This is a genomic window from Actinomadura opuntiae (assembly GCF_030283205.1).
Taxonomy (GTDB): Bacteria; Actinomycetota; Actinomycetes; order Streptosporangiales; family Streptosporangiaceae; genus Spirillospora.
This window is the reverse complement of sequence record NZ_JASNWF010000022.1, coordinates 176,351-194,598: the sequence shown is the minus strand read 5'-3', so window position 1 is coordinate 194,598 and position 18,248 is coordinate 176,351. Positions and strand designations below refer to the sequence as shown.

General features: G+C 72.9%; 19 protein-coding genes. 13 read left to right on the top strand and 6 right to left on the bottom strand.

What is annotated here, in order from left to right; genetic code table 11:
- The 12 genes from QP089_RS38535 to mug all read left to right on the top strand — a co-directional run.
- The coding region (locus QP089_RS38535; protein WP_285918815.1) for an exonuclease/endonuclease/phosphatase family protein at positions 1-1,064 on the top strand (1,064 nt) is incomplete at its 5' end.
- A complete protein-coding gene (locus QP089_RS38530; protein WP_285918813.1) occupies positions 1,061-2,011 on the top strand; it encodes a DUF6772 family protein in 951 nt (316 codons plus the stop codon). The genes QP089_RS38535 and QP089_RS38530, both read left to right, overlap by 4 nt.
- A 14-nt stretch (positions 2,012-2,025) precedes the next feature.
- Positions 2,026-2,373: a hypothetical protein gene (locus QP089_RS38525; protein WP_285918811.1), complete on the top strand. Its 348-nt coding sequence runs from the start codon at positions 2,026-2,028 to the stop codon at positions 2,371-2,373.
- A gap of 12 nt (positions 2,374-2,385) precedes the next feature.
- Positions 2,386-3,909: an ABC transporter substrate-binding protein gene (locus tag QP089_RS38520; RefSeq protein ID WP_285918809.1), complete on the top strand. Its 1,524-nt coding sequence runs from the start codon at positions 2,386-2,388 to the stop codon at positions 3,907-3,909.
- Entirely contained in the window at positions 3,906-4,982 is a 1,077-nt protein-coding gene (locus tag QP089_RS38515; RefSeq protein WP_285918807.1) for a LacI family DNA-binding transcriptional regulator, read from the top strand. The genes QP089_RS38520 and QP089_RS38515 overlap by 4 nt, the downstream gene beginning before the upstream one ends.
- Positions 4,982-5,908 (top strand): ABC transporter permease, encoded by a 927-nt coding sequence (locus QP089_RS38510; protein ID WP_285918805.1) that lies wholly within the window; start codon positions 4,982-4,984, stop codon positions 5,906-5,908. The genes QP089_RS38515 and QP089_RS38510 overlap by 1 nt, the downstream gene beginning before the upstream one ends.
- Positions 5,909-5,921: 13 nt before the next feature.
- The gene (locus QP089_RS38505) at positions 5,922-6,806 is read left to right on the top strand and encodes an ABC transporter permease (protein WP_285918804.1); all 885 of its coding nucleotides are present in this window, start codon (positions 5,922-5,924) and stop codon (positions 6,804-6,806) included.
- An 11-nt stretch (positions 6,807-6,817) separates the two neighbouring features.
- Positions 6,818-7,852 (top strand): ABC transporter ATP-binding protein, encoded by a 1,035-nt coding sequence (locus QP089_RS38500; RefSeq protein WP_285918802.1) that lies wholly within the window; start codon positions 6,818-6,820, stop codon positions 7,850-7,852.
- Complete coding sequence (locus QP089_RS38495; RefSeq protein ID WP_285918800.1) at positions 7,849-8,886, top strand: ABC transporter ATP-binding protein; 1,038 nt, start codon at positions 7,849-7,851, stop codon at positions 8,884-8,886. Before QP089_RS38500 ends, QP089_RS38495 begins: the two co-directional genes overlap by 4 nt.
- A gap of 59 nt (positions 8,887-8,945) precedes the next feature.
- Positions 8,946-9,884 (top strand): aldo/keto reductase, encoded by a 939-nt coding sequence (locus QP089_RS38490; protein ID WP_285918798.1) that lies wholly within the window; start codon positions 8,946-8,948, stop codon positions 9,882-9,884.
- A gap of 45 nt (positions 9,885-9,929) precedes the next feature.
- Positions 9,930-10,649, top strand: coding sequence for a sulfite exporter TauE/SafE family protein (locus QP089_RS38485; RefSeq protein WP_285918796.1), 720 nt, complete (start codon positions 9,930-9,932; stop codon positions 10,647-10,649).
- Complete coding sequence (mug, locus tag QP089_RS38480; RefSeq protein WP_285918794.1) at positions 10,649-11,212, top strand: G/U mismatch-specific DNA glycosylase; 564 nt, start codon at positions 10,649-10,651, stop codon at positions 11,210-11,212. The genes QP089_RS38485 and mug overlap by 1 nt, the downstream gene beginning before the upstream one ends.
- A 3-nt stretch (positions 11,213-11,215) precedes the next feature.
- Here the strand turns inward: mug and QP089_RS38475 are convergent, their stop codons facing one another.
- The 5 genes from QP089_RS38475 to idi all read right to left on the bottom strand — a co-directional run bounded on the left by QP089_RS38475 (position 11,216) and on the right by idi (position 15,771).
- On the bottom strand, positions 11,216-11,659 hold the full coding sequence (locus QP089_RS38475) for an ASCH domain-containing protein (RefSeq protein WP_285918793.1): 444 nt from the start codon (positions 11,657-11,659) through the stop codon (positions 11,216-11,218).
- Positions 11,660-11,895: 236 nt separating this feature from the next.
- The gene (locus tag QP089_RS38470; RefSeq protein WP_285918791.1) at positions 11,896-12,762 is read right to left on the bottom strand and encodes a carbohydrate ABC transporter permease; all 867 of its coding nucleotides are present in this window, start codon (positions 12,760-12,762) and stop codon (positions 11,896-11,898) included.
- On the bottom strand, positions 12,759-13,712 hold the full coding sequence (locus QP089_RS38465; RefSeq protein WP_285918789.1) for a carbohydrate ABC transporter permease: 954 nt from the start codon (positions 13,710-13,712) through the stop codon (positions 12,759-12,761). The genes QP089_RS38470 and QP089_RS38465 overlap by 4 nt, the downstream gene beginning before the upstream one ends.
- Positions 13,709-15,016 (bottom strand): ABC transporter substrate-binding protein, encoded by a 1,308-nt coding sequence (locus QP089_RS38460; RefSeq protein ID WP_285918788.1) that lies wholly within the window; start codon positions 15,014-15,016, stop codon positions 13,709-13,711. The genes QP089_RS38465 and QP089_RS38460 overlap by 4 nt, the downstream gene beginning before the upstream one ends.
- Before the next feature lie 176 nt (positions 15,017-15,192).
- Positions 15,193-15,771, bottom strand: a complete 579-nt coding sequence (gene idi, locus QP089_RS38455) for an isopentenyl-diphosphate Delta-isomerase (RefSeq protein ID WP_285918785.1) — start codon at positions 15,769-15,771, stop codon at positions 15,193-15,195.
- Positions 15,772-15,920: 149 nt separating this feature from the next.
- Here idi and dxs point away from each other — a divergent pair, with 149 nt between their 5' ends.
- Positions 15,921-17,831, top strand: coding sequence for a 1-deoxy-D-xylulose-5-phosphate synthase (dxs, locus tag QP089_RS38450; RefSeq protein WP_285918784.1), 1,911 nt, complete (start codon positions 15,921-15,923; stop codon positions 17,829-17,831).
- Positions 17,832-17,853: 22 nt separating this feature from the next.
- Here the strand turns inward: dxs and QP089_RS38445 are convergent, their stop codons facing one another.
- Positions 17,854-18,219, bottom strand: coding sequence for a hypothetical protein (locus QP089_RS38445; protein WP_285918783.1), 366 nt, complete (start codon positions 18,217-18,219; stop codon positions 17,854-17,856).
- Between the last annotated feature and the right edge of the window lie 29 nt (positions 18,220-18,248).

Genomic DNA, 18,248 nt, shown 5'->3' with positions numbered 1-18,248 from the left:
CCGCGGCCGCCTGCGCCGCCGCGGTGCTCGTCCCCGCGGCCGCCGCGCAGGCCGCCGCGCCGGGCCGGCACACCCGCGGCTTCGACCTGCGGATCGCCACCTACAACACGTGCGGGCACGGCTGCCTGCCGACGAAGCAGGACTGCATCGACACGATCGGCCGCGACTGTGCGACCAAGCTGGCGCCCTGGGCGGGCGGCCGTGCTGCGAAGGTCGCCGACGACATCGTCCGCGCCCGCGCCGGCGTCGTCGTCACGCAGGAGATCGGCAACAACCCCACCCCGACCCAGCCGGGCGTGGACGTCGAGTCGTTCCGCGCACCGCTGACCGCCGCGATGCGGGCGCGCGGCTACGCCGAGGCGCCCGCGGACTACGCCGGAACCCGCAACCCCTGGTACGGCTACCCGCTCAAGTCGGGCGCCGGCCGCTTCACCTACTACGACGCCCGCCGGTTCTCCGACAAGGACGAGCGCGGCCGGGCCCTCCCGCACGACCTGCTGTGGCTGCCCGACTCCACCGAGATCTACGGCAAGACGATGACGTGGAACGTCCTGCGCGAGCGCCGCACCGGCACCCGGTTCGTCGTCGTCGACATGCACCTGGAGTACCGGAAGAACGGCGCGACCGACCCCAACGGCTGGACGAAGAACTGGGACCAGGTCCGCTACGCCGACGCGACCCGCACCGCCGAGTACCTCACCCGCGACAACCCGTCCACGCGGAAGCTGCCGATCGTGTTCGCGGGCGACATGAACTCCGCGTCCAAGGAGGACGGAGCCAGCGCCTACGACGCGTTCGCCGACCTCGGCTACGCCGACTCCTACGAGGCCGCCCCGGCGAACCGGCGCGCCAACGCCGAGTACGCCTCGTTCAACGGCGGCGTCATCCCGCTCCCGAAGTCGGAGGACAAGATCGACCACATCTTCGTCAAGGCCGGCACGCCCGTCCGGCAGTGGACGCTCGTGCCGCAGACCACCGCGCAGGCGGGCGAGCCGCGCGACCTGCTGCGCTCGGACCACAACCTGGTGCACGCCACCGTGCGGATCGAGGGGGCCGCTCGATGACCACCACCCCGAGCGGACGCTCCCTGGCCGCCGAACTCCGCAAGGCCGACCCCGCACTGTCCCGGTTCGACCCGCTGGACCGGATCCTCGTCCACGACGACTTCAACACCGGCACGCACGGCTGGATCGAGCTGCTCGGCAACTACGACGGGCACGGGAACCTCGACACCGTCGACGACCACATGCGCGACTTCCGGCCCCCGCAGCTCAGCTCGTGCAACTTCTTCGACGTCGGCACGCACGGCGCGATGTCCGGGACGTACGCGCTGAAGGTCGCCACCCGGCCGCTCGCCGGGCACACCGGCGTCGCGATCCGCCGGCTGACGATGGCGGGACGCGGCCGCGTGCAGTTCGAGGCGTACCTGACCTTCAAGACCGAGGCGGCGTCGGAGGAGAACCAGGCGGCGGGCAAGGCCGGCGCCGGGCCGTGGGACGCGAACCTGCACCCGTCCGAGCAGCAGTTCGGCGCGTTCACCATCGCGACCGACATCTGCGACGGCGTCCGGTACCACTGCGTCGCCCGCTACCTGAACACCGACCTGGACAACAACCTGCGCCGCGAGTGGATGTACCCGACGGTGCCGGAGCCGACGCCGCGCGAGCATTTCGAGGGCAAGCTCAAGCTGCCGCCGACCGCCGACTTCACCGCCCCCGACCCGGACGACTGGAAGGCGTTCGGCGGGCCGCAGGAGCTCTGCTACAACGAGGTGCCCACCAAGGTCAACTGGCACTACGTGCGGTGGCTGATCGACACGAGCACCCGCTCCAACGTCGAGTTGCAGGTCAACGACACCGTCTACGACATGCGCGACGTGCCCGTCCCCCCGTACGCCGAGGAGTACGGGTCGTTGCAGAACCTGCTCAACTTCTACGTCTCGGTCAGGACGCACACCGACGTGCGCAACTTCCTGTACCTGGACTCGGTACTGATCTCGGCGGACTGGTGAGGAGCCCCGGCAGCATGCGCGAGTCGTTCACGGCCGTCCTGGAACGCAACCGCACCCTGGCGGGCGAGTTCGCGACGGAACCCTACGAGGCGGCCTGGGCCGCGGAGGCGCGCTGGTTCGTCCGGACGCTGAAGCGCACCGGCTCCGGAACCCGGCTGCGGGTGACGACCCAGATCTCGCCCGACGGCCTGCACTGGTGCGACCTCGACGCGGGACGCGAGATCACCGGTGACCTGGCCAGCTGGGAGTCGGCCGGCTTCGGCGGCTGGCTGCGGCTCAAGGGCACCGTCGAGGCCGGCGGAGCCGATGCCGGCGCGGCCCCGGCCGCCACCGTGATGATCTATCTCGCGCTGAAGAGCTGAGGGAGCGCCGTCATGGACCTGCGAAGGCGCGAGTTCCTCGCGCTGGCCGGCCTGGGCGCCTCCGCCGTGGCGCTCGGCGGCTGCGGCGGCGCGGGCGCGGGCGCGGCCGGGCCGCGCGGGTCGCTGCGCGCCGCGTTCGGGCAGCCGGTCACCGACCTCGACCCCTACAACGCGGGCACCGCGGTGGACGAGGCGTCGCTGATCGTCAAGCGGCTGGTCTTCGACACCCTCGTCCGCCGCGACGCGGCCGGCCGGCTCGTGCCGGGCCTGGCCGCGTCGTGGCGGCGCGAGAACGACACCACCTGGGCGTTCCGGCTGCGGTCCGGGGTGCGCTTCCATGACGGGAGTCCCGTGACGGCCCGCGACGTCGTCGCGTGCCTCGACCGGACCAAGGCGGTCAAGTCGGCGCAGAGCGCGCTGTGGGCGACGGTGAAGTCCGCGCGGGCCGACGACGACACCACGGTCACGTTCGTCACGGACGGGCCGATGGGGACGCTGCCGGTGAACCTGACGCTGCTGTTCATCGTCCCGGCGCGGCTCGTCGCCGACCCGGCGCAGAAGCGCCGCCCCATCGGCTCGGGGCCGTTCCGCGTCACCGGGTTCACCCCGTCCACCGAAGTCGAGCTGGCCCGCTTCGACGGGTACTGGGGAGGGCCCGCCGGGCTGCCGGGCATCTCGATGCCGTTCATCGCCGAGACGTCCAGCGCGATCACGGCGCTGCGCAACGGCGACGTCGACCTGCTGTGGCCCGTCCCGTCCGACCAGCTCGGCGAGGTGAAGGGCAAGCACGGCGTGCGGGTCGCGTCGGTGCCGAGCTGGACGTACTACCTGACCTGGTTCAACTGCGGACGCAAGCCGTTCACCGACCCGCGCGTGCGACGGGCCATGGTGCAGGCCCTCGACATGGACGAGATCGTCGGCAACCTGTTCGGCGCGGGCGCGCAGCGGATGGACGCCCCGATCCCGTCCACGGTGTTCGGCCACGCCGCGCAGCGGCCCTACGCCCACGACCCCGGCGCCGCCCGCAAGGCGCTGCGCGACGCGGGCCTCGGCGACGGGTTCGAGACCACGATGATGTGGTTCGACGCCACCGGCCCGCTCGCCCGCGAACTCGCCCAGTCGATGATCTCGGCGTGGAAGGACATCGGGGTGATGGTCCGGCCGCAGAGCATCGAGAAGGCCCAGTGGCTCCAGCGCCTCAACACCCTCGACTGGGACATGGAGCTGCAGACCAACACCGTGACGACCGGGGACGCGGCCTTCACCCTCGGCCGCCTCTACACCTCCAAGGCGAACCGGATGGGCTACAAGAACCCCGCCCTCGACAAGATCCTCGCCGAGGCCGGGCAGGCCGCCGAGTCCGACGACCGGGCCCGGCTGTACGCCGACGCGTGCAGGATCGTCTGGGACGACGCGGTCGGGATCTTCCCCGCCGCGCTCACCACCGCCTACGGCCTCGGCACCGGCATCACCGGGTTCACGCCGGCCGCGAACAACCAGCCCGACCTGTCCACGGTCACGAGGAGGACGCCATGACGCCGCGCCGCCGGGCCACCCTGCGCGACATCGCCGCCGCGCTCGACCTGTCGGTCAACACCGTGTCCCGCGCCCTCGCCGGCAAGGACGCGGTGAGCGCCGAGACCCGCGAACGGGTCCGGGCCGAGGCCGACCGGCTCGGATACGTGCCGAACACGATGGCGCGGTCGCTGGTGCTCCAGAACGCCATGACGATCGGTCTGGTCATCACCAACCCCTCCAACCCGTTCTACGCCCGGCTCATCAGCGCGATCGAAGAGCGCGGCCGGGTGCACGGCTACTCCCTGATGCTCATGGTCACCGAGGACAGCGCCGAGAACGAGCGGCGCGTCGCCGAGGAGTTGATGCGCTGGGGCGTGGACGGCGTCCTCGCCGTCCCCGTGCAGCACGGCATCGACCACTGGGAGCGGCTCGGCAAGTCGGGCACGCCCGTCCTGCTGCTGAACCGCGACCTGCCCGGCCTGGACGCCGACCTCGTCGGCGTCGACTACTACGACAGCGCCCGCCGCGCCACCGAGCACCTGGTGGACGGCGGCGCCCGCGAGCTGTACCTGGTCGAGGAGGACCTGGACATCTCGCCGGTCGCAGAGCGGATCCGCGGCTTCCGCGCCGTGCTGGACGAGCGCGGCATCGCCGTTCGCAACGACCAGGTCCTGCGGGTGCCGACCCGCCGGCGGGAGGCCAGCTCGCAGCCCTGGGACCCGATCGACTCCTACGCGATCGGCCGCCGGCTCGCCGCCCGGATCGAGCCCGGCTCCGCCGTCCTCGCCGGGAACGACTACTTCGCGCTTGGCCTGTACCGGGCGTTCACCGAGCACGGCCTGTCCATCCCCGGGGACGTCGCCGTCGCCGGGCACGGCGACCATCCGTTCGCCGCCTACCTCGCCCCGCCGCTGACCACCGTCCGGCTGCCCGCCGCACGCGTCGGCACGACCGCCGTCGACCGGCTGCTGGAGCGCATGGCGGGCGCACCGCCCGCGGACGCGCCGAGCCGCACGCTGCTGGAGGCCGACCTCGTCGTCCGTTCCTCGACGGCGGGCCCCGCGGGCGCGCGGACCGGGAGGACATCCTGATGGGGCGCTTCCTGCTCCGCCGCGCCGGCCAGGCCGTCCTCGTCGCCTGGGGCGCCGTGACGCTGGTGTTCGTGGTCGTGCGGGTCGTCCCCGGCGACCCCGCCACCCTCATCCTCGGCCCCGACGCGAGCGCCGACCAGCTCGCCTCCGTCCGCGCCGACTTCGGCCTCGACAAGCCCCTGTGGCGGCAGTACCTCACGCACATGGGGGAGGTGCTGCACGGCGACTTCGGCGACTCCTGGCGGCTCGGCGGAGGCGCGATGAGCGCGACCCTCGACCGGTTCCCCGCGACGCTCACGCTCGCCGCTCTCGCCCTTCTCATCACCCTCGCGGCCGGGTTCCCGCTCGGCATGCTGTGCGCGCGGCGGCCCGGCCGGATCCTCGACGCCCTCGTGTCCGCCGGCTCGCTCGTCGGGCAGGCCCTGCCGTCGTTCTGGCTCGGGATCGTGCTGATCCTGCTGTTCGCCCGGCAGTTGCACTGGCTGCCCAGCACCGCGGGCGGCGGCCCCGAGGCGGTGATCCTGCCGTCGGTGACGCTCGCGCTGCCGTTCGTCGGCTGGCTCGCCCGGCTCGTCCGCAACGGCGCCCTGGAGGAGATCGGCAAGGACTACGTCCGCACCGCGCGCGCCAAGGGCACCGGCGAGGGCGCCGTGCTGTACGTGCACGTCGCCCGCAACATCGCGCTGCCCGTCGTGACCGTCCTCGGCCTGCTGATGGGCAACTTCATCGCCAACGCCGTCATCGTCGAGGTGGTGTTCTCCTGGCCCGGCCTCGGCTCGCTGATGGTCGACGCCATCACCAACCGCGACTACGCCGTGGTCGAGGCCGCCATCGTCACGATCACGGTCTGCTACATCGCGCTGAACCTCGTCGTCGACGTCCTGTGCGTCGCCCTCGACCCGCGCCTCACCCCGCAGAACGCATGAACGGGAGCACACCATGAGCGCCATCGCCGCCGCGCCCGCGCCGGCGCAGGCCGCCGCCGAGCCCCGCCGGCGCCGGCTGCCCGTGCGGGCGTGGATCGGGCTCGCCGTCGTCGGGCTGTTCGTCCTGGCCGCGCTCCTCGGCCCGGTCCTGATGCCCTACGACCCGGTCGCGACCGACCTGCCGCACCGGCTCCTGCCGCCCGGATCGCGGCTCGGGGACGGGTCGGTCGCCTGGCTCGGCACCGACCAGGTCGGGCGGGACATGCTCACCACGCTGCTCGCCGGCAGCCGCGTGTCCCTGCTGGTCGGCGCCGCCACCGTCCTCGCGGGCGGCGCCGTCGGGCTCGTCGCCGGGCTCGTCTCCGGCTACTTCGGCGGCTGGGTCGACGCGGTCCTGTCCCGCGTCGGGGACGTGCAGCTGGCGTTCCCGTCGATCCTGCTGGCGATCCTCATCGCCGGGGTCCTCGGCCCGAGCGTCACCAACGTCGTCATCACCCTGGCCGTGACCCGGTGGGTGGTGTTCGCGCGGGTCGTGCGGGCGTCTGCGCTCGCGACGCGGGACCTGGAGTTCGTCGACTCGGCCCGCGTCCTCGGCGCCGGCCACGTGCGGATCCTCGTGCGGCACGTGCTGCCGTCGTGCTGGCAGCCGCTGCTGGTCGCCGCGACCGTCCAGATCGGACTGGTGATGGTCGCCGAGGCGTCGCTGAGCTTCCTCGGCCTCGGCATCCCGCCCGACCAGGCCTCGTGGGGCGCGACCGTCTCGGCGGGCCGCGACTACCTCGGCTCCGCCTGGTGGATCTCCACGATGCCCGCGGCCGCGCTGGCCGCCGTGGTCACCGGGGTCGGCCTCGTCGGCGACGCCTTCCGCGACCTGACGGATCCCCGGGCCCAGCTCTGAGAGGCACCCCCATGACCATGTCAGCCGTCCATCCCGCCCCCACCCCGCCCGGCGGGGACGCCGCCGCGGAGATGCGCGACGTCCACATCGGGTTCCGTTCCGGCCGGCACGTCACCCCCGTCGTCCGGGGCGTCACGCTGCGGCTGCGGCCCGGACGGGTGCTGGCCCTCGTCGGCGAGTCCGGCAGCGGCAAGAGCCTCACGTCCCTGGCCCTCATCGGGCTCCTGCCGCCCGGCGCCGAGATCACCGCCGGGAGCGTCGTCCTCGGCGGCGACGACACCGCCGGCTTCACCGCGCGGCAGTGGCGGGAGGCGCGCGGCAGCCGCATCGCGATGGTCTTCCAGGACCCGATGGCCGCGCTCAACCCCGGCTTCTCCGTCGGCGGCCAGATCGCCGAGCCGTTCCGCCGGCGGCTCGGCGCGAGCCGCCGGGAGGCGCGCGAACGGGCCGTCGCGCTGATGCGCGAGGTCGGCATCGCCGACGCCGGGACGCGCTACGGCGACCATCCGCACGAGTTCTCTGGCGGCATGCGCCAGCGCGCCGTGATCGCGATGGCGCTGGCGCTCGGCCCGTCCGTGCTGCTCGCCGACGAGCCCACCACCGCCCTCGACGTGACCGTCCAGGCGCAGATCCTGCGCCTGCTGGCCCGCCGCCAGCAGGAGGCGGGGCTCGCGACGCTGCTGGTCTCCCACGACCTCGGCGTGGTGGCCCGGATGGCCCACGAGGTCGCGGTGATGTACGCGGGGCGGATCGTGGAGCAGGGGCCGCTGGACGCCGTCTACACCCGTCCCGCGCACCCGTACACGCTCGGCCTGCTGCGCGCCGTGCCGGACGGCGCGGACGGCGACCGGCTGACCCCCGTTCCGGGCCTGCCACCGGATCCGCGGCGCCCGCCCGGCGGCTGCGCCTTCCATCCCCGCTGCCCGTTCGCGACGGACGTGTGCCGGGCCGAGGACCCGCCGCTCGCGGAGAGCGGCGGCCGGTCCGTCGCCTGCCACCACGCCGACCGGGTGAGCGCAAGCCACAGTGACGAGGAGGACCGATGACGGCGACCGCGCACGACACGGCGGCACCGGCCGGGGACGCCGAGGTCGTCCTGCGGGTCGGCGGCCTGGAGGCCGGCTACCACCGGCCCGGCCGGCACGGATTCGGCCGGCGGCGGGTGCCCGTCGTCGCCGGCCTCGACCTGACCGTCCGGGCGGGCCGGACGCTCGGCGTCGTCGGCGAGTCCGGCTGCGGCAAGTCGACGCTCGCCCGCGCGATCGTGGGGCTGATCCCCGCGTTCGCCGGGACGATCGAGTTCGCCGGGACGGACCTGGCATCGATGCCGCGCCGGCGGCGGCGCCGCGTGGCCCGCGACGTGCAGATGGTGTTCCAGGACCCCTACACCTCGCTGAACCCCCGGATGACCGTCGCCGCCGTCGTCGCGGAGGGGTGGCGGGTCCATCCCGGCATCGTGCCGCGCGACCGCGAGGACGCCGAGGTCGCCCGCCTGCTGGAGCTGGTCGGCCTGCGGCCCGAGCACGCCGCGCGGCGCCTGCACGAGCTGTCCGGCGGGCAGTGCCAGCGCGTCGCCATCGCCCGCGCGCTCGCGCTGCGGCCCCGGCTGATCGTGTGCGACGAGGCGGTGTCGGCGCTGGACGTGTCGGTCCGCGCGCAGATCCTCAACCTGCTGGCGGACCTGCAGTCCGAGCTGGGCGTGGCGTACCTGTTCATCTCCCACGACCTGGACGTCGTCCGGCACATCGCGGACGAGGTCGCGGTGATGTACCTCGGCACCGTCGTCGAGCAGGGCCCCGCCGACCAGGTGTTCGGCGATCCCCGGCACCCGTACACGCGGGCGCTGCTGTCGGCGGTCCCCTCGGTGCGCGACCGTCCGGGCGACGCCGCCCGGGAGATCGTCCTGGAGGGGGAGGTGCCGTCGCCGGCGGCGCCGCCGACCGGATGCCGGTTCCGCACCCGCTGCTACATGGCCGCGGAGACCTGCGCGGAGAACGTGCCGGAGCTGATCGTCCGGGAGGGGACGGCGCACGCGGCCGCCTGCCATTTCGCGGGCGCGGACGCCGGGACGGCGGTCTAGCGCTCGGTGGCGAGGCGCCGGCCGAAGCCGAAGCCGGGCACCTTTGATTGGATCGGAGCATGGCTGACACCAAGAAGATCGGCGACCTGGACGTCCACCCGCTCTCGCTCGGCGGCAACGTGTTCGGCTGGACGGCGGACCGCGACCGCTCCTTCGAGATCCTGGGCGCCTACGCCGCGGCCGGCGGCAACTTCGTCGACACCGCCGACTCCTACATGGCCTCCGCGCCCGGCAACGCGGGCGGCGAGTCGGAGACGATCATCGGCGACTGGATGGCGGAGCGCCGCAACCGCGACGAGGTCGTGGTCGCCACGAAGGTGGGGCGGCACCCCGGCCGGCGCGGCCTCGCGCCCGCGAACATCCGCGCCGCCGCCGACGACTCGCTGCGGCGGCTGCGCACCGACCGCATCGACCTCTACTACACCCACTTCGACGACCCGTCCGTCCCCGTCGAGGAGATCATGGGGGCGCTGGACGGGCTGGTGCGCGCGGGCAAGGTCCGCCACATCGCGGTGTCCAACATCGAGCCCGACCGGCTCCGGGCGTCGCTGGAGTTCGGCGAGCGGGAGGGCACCGCCCGGTACGTGGCGATCCAGCCGCACTACAACCTGGTGTCCCGCGACACCTACGAGGGGCCGCGCCGTGACCTCGCCGAGCGGTACGGGCTGGCCTGCGTGCCGTACTACGGCCTGGCGTCGGGGTTCCTGACCGGCAAGTACCGTCCGGGGGCGGAGGTGGACAGCCCGCGCGCCGGCCGGGCGGGGGAGTACTTGAAGACCGAGCGCGGGCGCCGGGTGCTGGCCGCCCTCGACCTGGTCGCCGAGGAGCAGGGCGCGCCCGTCGCGACGGTGGCGCTCGCCTGGCTCGCCGCGCAGCCGACCGTCGCCGCGCCGATCGCGAGCGCCCGCACGCTGGAGCAGCTCCAGCCGCTGCTGCGGGTGGCGCGCACGACCCTCACCGCCGACCAGCTCAGCGCCCTCACGGACGCCTCCGCCTGATTTCCCGTCTCAGGTCGGAATAGTCGGGATGTACCGTTCCATCCCGTGCCCCCACCCGACTTCCTGCTGATCGGCGGCCTGGCCGCGCTGCTCGGCTCCATCGTGCAGGGCAGCGTCGGCCTCGGCGTCGGCCTGGTCGCCACCCCGATCGTGACGATGCTGTTCCCCGACCTCATGCCGGGCGCGATCCTCGTCACCGCGCTGGCCCTGCCGGTCGCGACGCTCGCCCAGGAGGTCCGGCACGCCGAGTTGCGGGGGCTCGGCTGGGCGTTCGGCGGCCGCCTCGTCGGGACGCCGGTCGGCGTGTGGCTGGTGGCCGCCGCCCCGGACCGCGTCCTCGGCGTCGCGATCGGCGTCATCGTCCTCGCCGCGCTCGCCGTGACGACGTGGGCCCGCGACGTGCCGCGCAACCGCCGCACTCTTGCCGTCGCGGGCGTCATCTCCGGCACCACCGGCACCGCGTCCGGCATCGGCGGCCCGCCGATCGCGCTGCTGTACCAGCGGGAGAGCGGCCCCCGCGTCCGCGCGACCCTCGCGGTCTTCTTCATCGCCGGCGCGCTGCTGTCACTGGCCACGCTCGCCGTCGCCGGGCGCCTGCCCGCCCGGCAGATCACGGCCGGGGCGGAGTTGCTGCCGTTCGTCCTGGCCGGGTTCTTCGCCGCCGGCCCGCTGCGCCGCTACCTGGACGCCGGACGGCTCCGGCTGGCGCTGCTCATCGTCGTCGGTGCGTCCGCGATCATCCTGATCGTCCGTAACCTGTTCTGATGCGCCCCACCAAGGCCGACCTGGAGGCCGCCCGCGACCGCCTGATCCCCGACGTCCTGCCCCCGGACGGCGCGCCGCTGCGCGTGCTGTTCAGCGGCATCAACCCCGGCCTGTACTCCGCCGCCACCGGCCACCATTTCGCCCGCCCCGGCAACCGCTTCTGGCCCGCGCTGCACCGCTCCGGCTTCACCGACCGGCTGCTGCACCCCTCCGAGCAGGACCTGCTCCCCGACTACGGCCTCGGCATCACCAACATCGCGCCGCGCGCCACCGCCCGCGCCGACGAGCTGACCGGCGAGGAGCTCCGCGACGGCGGGCGCCGCCTCACCGCCCTCGTCGAGCGGCACCGCCCCGCCTACCTCGCCGTCTGCGGCGTCACCGCCTACCGCACCGCGTTCGGGCGCCCCGACACGAAGATCGGCCCGCAGGACGAGACGTTCGGCCCGGCGCGCCTGTGGATCCTGCCGAACCCGAGCGGCCTCAACGCGAGCTGGCAGCTCGACCGCCTCGCCGGCGAGTTCGCCCGCCTCCGCGAGGCCGCCGACGCCCGCCGGGCCGGATGACGGTCAGGACGAGTGGTCGAGCGCGGCGGTCGTCGCGAACATCGCGGTGATCTCGTTGACGAGCGCCGGCTTCGGCTCCCACAGGCCCGGGCTGCGGCCGAGGGCCACGATCGGGCGGGGGAGGGCGCGGACGCCGCCGAGGTGCCAGTGGTGGGCCCCCGGCTCGGCCCATGGCCCGCAGTCGCACGAGCCGTCCCGCACGGCGGCCGAGCAGACGCCGTCGAGCTCGGCGACGGCGATGACGGCGCCGATGGCGGCGAGCGGGTCGCGCGGGTCCCAGCCGGCGGCCTGGATCAGCGGCGAGTCGCACGCCTTCAGGTCGACCCGCATGGAGGCGTGCACGAGGAGCGGGCCGCGGTAGGCGGTCGGCGCGCCCTCGTTCGAGACGCTCTTCCCGCCCCGCGCGATCGCGAACGCCCAGGGCTGCTGAACGCTTAGCGCCTGCACGCGGTCACCTCCTGTCGGCCCGAACCGTGATCGCGCGGGCCCGGCGGGACTGCCGCCGCCGGGAGGCCGCGCGATGATGCCCGAGAGGCTAGGCGCATCTCCGCCCGATTGCCAATGCGGCAGGCGAGCGGCTCGTGCGAGGCCATGGCGATCCCCTTTGATCACTCATGTGACGCGCGAGACCGGTGACCGGTTGACGGGCGGCCGGTGCCCGCGGGGCGTCCCGGCCGCCCCTCTCAGCCCTTCAGCGCCCCGGCCATCAGCCCGCGCATGAAGAACCGCCCGAGCAGCAGGTAGACCAGCAGGGTCGGCAGCGACGCCAGCAGCGCCTCGGCCATCTGCTGGTTGTACTGGACGGCGGTCGCGCCGGACCCGGCGGTGTTGTTCAGCATCACCGTGACCGGCCAGCTGTCGGGCGCGCCGAGGAAGACGGCGAACAGGAAGTCGTTCCACATCGAGGTGAACTGCCAGATCACCGTCACCGCGAACGCGGGCCCCGACACCGGCACGATGATCGACCAGTAGGTGCGGATGATGCCCGCGCCGTCCACCCGGGCCGCCTCGATCAGCTCGTCCGGGACCGTCACGTAGTAGTTGCGGAAGATCAGCGTGCAGATCGGGATGCCGTAGACGACGTGCGCGAGGACGAGCCCGCGGATCGTCCCGACGAGGCCCATGTTCGTCAGCAGCCCCGCCAGCGGGATCATCACCGCCTGGTACGGGATGAACATCCCGAACAGGAACAGCGTGAAGACGGCGTCGGAGCCGGGGAAGCGCCACTTCGACAGCACGTACCCGTTCAGCGAGCCGAGCGCCGCGGAGATCAGCGAGCCGGTCACCGCGATCTTGACGCTGTTCTCCAGGCCCGGCTTGAGGGCGTCCCACGCCGAGCTCCAGCCGGTGGTGCTCCAGTGGTGCGGCAGGCTCCACGCGCTGCTCGGGTCGGCCTCCTGCAGCGACTTGAAGCTGGTGACGAGCAGGACGTACACCGGGATGAGGAACAGGATCACGAACGCCAGCAGGACCGCCGGCCGGGCGATCCGCAGCGTGCGGGCAGCGACGCCGGCGCCGGCCGGGCGCCGCGCCGTGCTCGCCGCGGTCATCGGTTCCGCTCCGTCCGCACCGACCACACCAGGTACGGGATCACCAGCAGCGCCACCGCGAGCAGCAGGTAGGTGGCGATGGTGGCGCCGTTGGCGGGGTCGTGCCGGTCGAAGATCTCCACGTACGTCGCGATGGCGGGGACGTAGGTGATGATCTGCTTGCCGGCGATCGCCATGATCAGGTCGAACACCTTCAGCGAGATGTGCCCGAGGATGATCAGCGCCGACAGCGTCACCGGGCGCAGCTGCGGGAAGACCACGTACCGGTACACCTTCCATTCGGACGCGCCGTCGACGCGTGCGGCCTCGCGCAGCTCCTCCGGGACGCTGCGGAACCCGGCCAGGTACAACGCCATGACATATCCGGACATCTGCCAGATCGCGGGGAGCGCCATCGCGGCCATGCCCCAGCTCGGATCCTGCCACCAGTCGTTCGCCAGCCCGCTCAGATGGAGCTTGTCGAACAGCTGGTTGAACCCGACGGCGCGCTGCGCCGGCGCCGGGTTCATCAGCCACCGCCACACCACGCCGCTGGCGATGAACGACACCGCCATCGGGAACAGGTAGACGACCCGGAACGACGCCTCGCCCCGGATCCCCTTGTCCATCAGGAACGCCAGGAACGCGCCGAGGACGAGGGCGCCGAGCACGAACACCGCGGTGAACAGCAGCGCGTGCTTCACCGCGCCCGGCCAGCTCGGCTGGTGCCACAGGTCGACGAAGTTCTTGCCCTTGTCGAACCCGTACGGCGACACCTCGTCGTGCTTGCCGCTCACCGCCACCCGCGTGTTCCAGAAGATCAGCCCGTAGACGAACAGGCCGATCGCCACGATGGACGGCGAGACCAGCAGCAGCCCCGGCAGCCATCTGCGGCTGCGCCGCAGGGCCGGGCGGCGGCCGCTGAGCGGCCGCCGCGCCGGGGACCCCGCGGCCTGCGTCTCGGCCGTCACTGACCGCTGTTCTTGGCCGCGGCGACGAGCTGCGACTGCAGCTTGCCGACGTCCTTGCTCTGCAGGAACAGGCCGACCGCCGTGTCGATGTCGGTGTGCTGCTTCTTGCTGGCGTTGACGCCGTGCCAGAAGGAGCCGGCGAGCTTGGTGGCCGGGTTGTTCCACTGCTCGAACGCGTACTTCAGGTAGCCGGTGCTGTACAGGCTCTTGTCGGCGTCCTTGCGCGCGGGCACCGACCCCTTCTTCGGGTTGAACAGGTCCTGTCCCTCACGGCTGGACACCTCCTTCAGCCAGGCCAGCGCGCCTGCGTGGTGCGGCGCGCCCTTCGGCAGGGTGAAGCTGTCCGACAGCCACAGGTAGGTGCCGTCGGTGCCGGGCGTCGGCGCGTACTTGAAGTCGGTGTCGAGCTTCTTGCTCAGCCCGTTGGGCGCCGGGTTGACGAAGTAGCCGTAGGCCCAGTCGCCCATGATGTTGAACGCGGCCTTGCCGTCCACCACGGCCTTCGCGGCGCCCTGCCAGTCGGTGGACGCGGCCTCGACCGTCGTGTACTTGATGATCTCGGCGTAGTCGTTCAGCGCCTTCGTCACCGCGGGGGTGCTCCAGTCGGCGCCCGGCTTCCACAGCGCGTTGTAGGCGTCGGTGCCGAGGTCGCCGAGCAGGACGTTCTCCAGCAGGTGGTCGGCCGTCCACTGGGCGCCGAGCGACAGCGGCACCTTCTTGGTCTTCTGCTTGACGGCCTTCAGGTCGGCGATGAACTCGGCGATCGACTTCGGCGCGTCCGCGATGCCGGCGTCCTTCAGGATGCCCGGGTTGTACCAGAGCATGTTCGACCGGTGGATGTTGACGGGCACCGAGTAGATGTGGCCCTTGTAGCTGATCTGCTGCAGGAGCTGCTGCGGGTAGACCGACTTCAGGTTGTTCTCGTCGTAGAAGGAGTCCAGCGGCTCGATCTGCCCGGCCTTGATGTAGTCGAGCAGTTCCGCGCCCGCGTGCCCCTGGAAGGAGTCCGGCGGCTTGCGGTTCTGCAGGCGGCTGGCCAGCACCGCCTGGGCCTGCGTGCCCGACCCGCCGGCGATCGCCGCGTTGACGAACTTGGTACCGGGGTTCTTCTTCTCGAAGTCGGCCTTCATCGCGGCGAGCCCGTCCGCCTCGCCTGGACCGGTCCACCAGGAGAAGACCTCGACCTGGGACTTGTCGTTGTTGCCCTTGCTTCCGTTACCGCCGCACGCCGACAAGGCGAGAGCACCCGTCATCGCGACGGCCGCGAACGCCGTCCAGCGACGCCGGGGAGCACGTCCTAGCATCGTCCGTCCCTTCGGTTACCCCCGGGATAAGCAAGCGTCCGTTCGGGACGTGACCGGGTCAACACCGGGGACCGAAAAGTGATCTCTCGGTTATCGGCCGCGGGCCGGGCGCGCGGCGGGCGTACGGCGGCTGCACGGCAGGCGTGCGGCGGGCGCGTGCCCGGCCCCTGCGGCCGCTACCAGGCGAGGGCGGGCGGGAGCGTCGCGGTGCCGGCGTCGGGCCAGTCGCGCGGCGCGCCCAGCGGGGCAAGCTCGGCGAGCTGCAGGCGGTACCAGGGCGAGGCGTCCGGGCGCGCGGCGAGGTCGAGGCAGCGCTGCCAGCTCCACCATTCGGCGTCCTCGACCTCGTCGGGGTTGCGCGCGACGGGCGTGCCCGCGGGGACGTCGGCGCGCACCACCGGGCAGCGCTCGTTCTCCAGGGTGCCGTCCTCGGCGACCGCCCGGTACTGGAACGCCGGCAGGACGGATGTCAGCGACACGCCCGAGATGCCGAGTTCGTCCCGCAATCGCCGCAGCACGGCGTCGCGCAGCCCCTCGCCCGGAGCCGGGTGGCCGCAGCAGCTGCCCGTCCAGACGCCGGGGAAGGTCCGCTTCGACAGGGCGCGGCGAGTGATCAGAACGCGACCCTCCGTGTCCACCACATAGCAGGAAAAGGCCAGGTGGTACGGCGTGTCTCTATGGTGGCTCGCGGCCTTGGGGGCGGTTCCGACCGCCTCGTCATCCGCGTTGAGCAGTACGATCTCTTCGACGGCCATGCTCTTTTCCTACCCCATCGGCCCCTCCGGGGTCAGGCGTTTCACACCCGGCGGCCAGGTGCCCCTCCGGCGCGTCGCGGGCGAACCGGGATTAAACTCGGAACGGCCCGAGCCAGGGGAACCGGTCCCCGACGGAGGAGTTGACACGCGTGAGCCTGCTGGAGTCGATCAAGGGTCCCGACGACCTCAAACGACTGGACGCCGCGCACCTGTCGAGCCTCGCGGAGGAGATCCGCGACTTCCTGATCGACGCGGTCGCCAAGACCGGCGGCCACCTCGGTCCGAACCTCGGGGTGGTCGAGCTCACCATCGCGCTGCACCGGGTGTTCGACTCGCCCCGCGACAAGATCCTTTGGGACACCGGGCACCAGTCCTACGTGCACAAGCTGCTCACCGGCCGGCACGACTTCTCCCTGCTCAAGCGGCGCGGCGGCATCTCCGGCTACCCCAGCCGGGCCGAGTCCGAGCACGACGTGATCGAGAACTCGCACGCCTCCACCGCGCTGTCCTACGCCGACGGGCTGGCCAAGGCGTTCGAGCTGCGCGGCGAGGGCGACCGGGTGGTCGTGCCCGTCGTCGGCGACGGCGCGCTCACCGGCGGCATGTGCTGGGAGGCCCTCAACAACATCGCCGACGGCAAGGACCGCAAGGTCATCATCGTCGTCAACGACAACGGCCGCTCCTACTCGCCGACGATCGGCGGGCTGGCGAGCCATCTTGCCGCCCTGCGCGTCACCCCGACCTACGAGCAGGCGCTCGATCTCGTCAAGCGGACCGTTCCGAGGGCGCCCGTCGTCGGGAACGTCGCCTACGAGGCGCTGCACGGGATCAAGAAGGGCCTCAAGGACATCCTGCAGCCGCAGGCCATGTTCGAGGACCTCGGCCTCAAGTACATCGGGCCCATCGACGGCCACGACGAGCAGGCCGTCGAGCACGCGCTGCGCAAGGCGCGCGCGTTCGGCGGGCCGGTGATCGTGCACTGCATCACCCGCAAGGGCCACGGCTACTCGCACGCGGAGAACGACGAGGAGGAGCAGTTCCACTCGCCGGGCCCGTACGACCGCGAGACCGGCGTGCAGAAGCCCAAGGGCCGCATCTGGACCGACGTGTTCAGCGAGGAGATGGTGAAGATCGGCGGGGAGCGCCGCGACGTGGTGGGGATCACCGCCGCGATGCTGCACCCGGTCGGGCTCGCCGCCTTCGCCGCCGCCTACCCGGACCGCATCTACGACGTCGGCATCGCCGAGCAGCACGCGGTGACGTCCGCCGCCGGGCTCGCCCTGGGCGGCCTGCACCCGGTCGTCGCGGTCTACGCCACCTTCCTGAACCGGGCGTTCGACCAGGTGCTGATGGACGTCGCGCTGCACGGCCAGGCGGTCACGTTCGTCCTCGACCGGGCCGGCGTCACCGGCGACGACGGGCCGTCCCACAACGGCATGTGGGACCTGTCGCTGCTCCAGCTCGTGCCCGGCATGCGGATCGCCGTCCCGCGCGACGGCGCCCGCGTCGCCGAGCTGCTGCGCGAGTGCCTGGCGGTCTCCGACGGCCCGACCGCGCTGCGCTTCCCCAAGGGCGCCGTGGCCGCCGACCTGGACGCCGTCGACCGCATCGGCTCGATGGACGTGCTGGCCCGCCACCCGGGCGCCAACGGCGCCGACGTGCTCATCGTCGCCGTCGGCGCGATGGCGACGGCCGCGGTGGAGGTCGGCGGGCGGCTGGCCGCGCAGGGCATCGGCGCCACCGTCGTCGACCCGCGCTTCGTCAAGCCCCTCGACCCGGCCCTGGCGGCCGCGGCCGCCGCGCACAGCATGGTCGCCGTGGTCGAGGACAACGGCCGCGTGGGCGCCGTCGGCGACGCGGTGGCCCGGCTGCTGCGCGACGGGGGCGTCGACACCCCGGTCCGCACCTTCGGCATCCCGCAGGAGTTCCTGGACCACGCCAAGCGCGACCTGATCCTCGCCGACTGCGGCCTCACCCCGCAGGACCTGGCGCGCGACATCATCGAGGCCGTCGCCCGCGTCACCGCGACGGCCGCGCCCGAGCCCGCCACGTCCGACTGACCGCGCCGGGCGGGGCCGCCGGCTAGATGCCCTCGGCGGACAGCAGCTGCCAGAAGTGCGTGATGGACGCGGCGCGGGTGCCGAGATCGCGGCCCGAGTAGGTCCACCGGCCCCGCAGCCGCCAGGGTCTCCCGGCGCCGTCCTGGACGTAGACCTGGAGCGGGAAGCAGGCGTCGTGTGCGCGGATGACGCCCGCCGGGTCGACGGAGGGGGCGAGCCGCGGCTCGCCCTCGCACCGCACGCCCATGACGGACGTACGGGGGTCCTGGCGCAGCAGCCCCTGCGTCAGGTCGTGCACGAGCACGGAGACGTAGTCGGGTCCGAGCCACCTGAGGTCGGGCACCGTCTCGGGTGGGGGGAACCCGTACAGTTCTGGACCGACGGTCACCCGCGCACGGTAGCGCTCCGTGCACGCAT

Coding starts and splice junctions, on each gene's coding strand:
- QP089_RS38530 (WP_285918813.1), top strand. CDS start 1,061: ATGACCACCACCCCGAGCGGACGCTCCCTGGCCGCCGAACTCCGCAAG.
- QP089_RS38525 (WP_285918811.1), top strand. CDS start 2,026: ATGCGCGAGTCGTTCACGGCCGTCCTGGAACGCAACCGCACCCTGGCG.
- QP089_RS38520 (WP_285918809.1), top strand. CDS start 2,386: ATGGACCTGCGAAGGCGCGAGTTCCTCGCGCTGGCCGGCCTGGGCGCC.
- QP089_RS38515 (WP_285918807.1), top strand. CDS start 3,906: ATGACGCCGCGCCGCCGGGCCACCCTGCGCGACATCGCCGCCGCGCTC.
- QP089_RS38510 (WP_285918805.1), top strand. CDS start 4,982: ATGGGGCGCTTCCTGCTCCGCCGCGCCGGCCAGGCCGTCCTCGTCGCC.
- QP089_RS38505 (WP_285918804.1), top strand. CDS start 5,922: ATGAGCGCCATCGCCGCCGCGCCCGCGCCGGCGCAGGCCGCCGCCGAG.
- QP089_RS38500 (WP_285918802.1), top strand. CDS start 6,818: ATGACCATGTCAGCCGTCCATCCCGCCCCCACCCCGCCCGGCGGGGAC.
- QP089_RS38495 (WP_285918800.1), top strand. CDS start 7,849: ATGACGGCGACCGCGCACGACACGGCGGCACCGGCCGGGGACGCCGAG.
- QP089_RS38490 (WP_285918798.1), top strand. CDS start 8,946: ATGGCTGACACCAAGAAGATCGGCGACCTGGACGTCCACCCGCTCTCG.
- mug (WP_285918794.1), top strand. CDS start 10,649: ATGCGCCCCACCAAGGCCGACCTGGAGGCCGCCCGCGACCGCCTGATC.
- QP089_RS38470 (WP_285918791.1), bottom strand. CDS start 12,762: ATGACCGCGGCGAGCACGGCGCGGCGCCCGGCCGGCGCCGGCGTCGCT.
- QP089_RS38460 (WP_285918788.1), bottom strand. CDS start 15,016: ATGCTAGGACGTGCTCCCCGGCGTCGCTGGACGGCGTTCGCGGCCGTC.
- idi (WP_285918785.1), bottom strand. CDS start 15,771: ATGGCCGTCGAAGAGATCGTACTGCTCAACGCGGATGACGAGGCGGTC.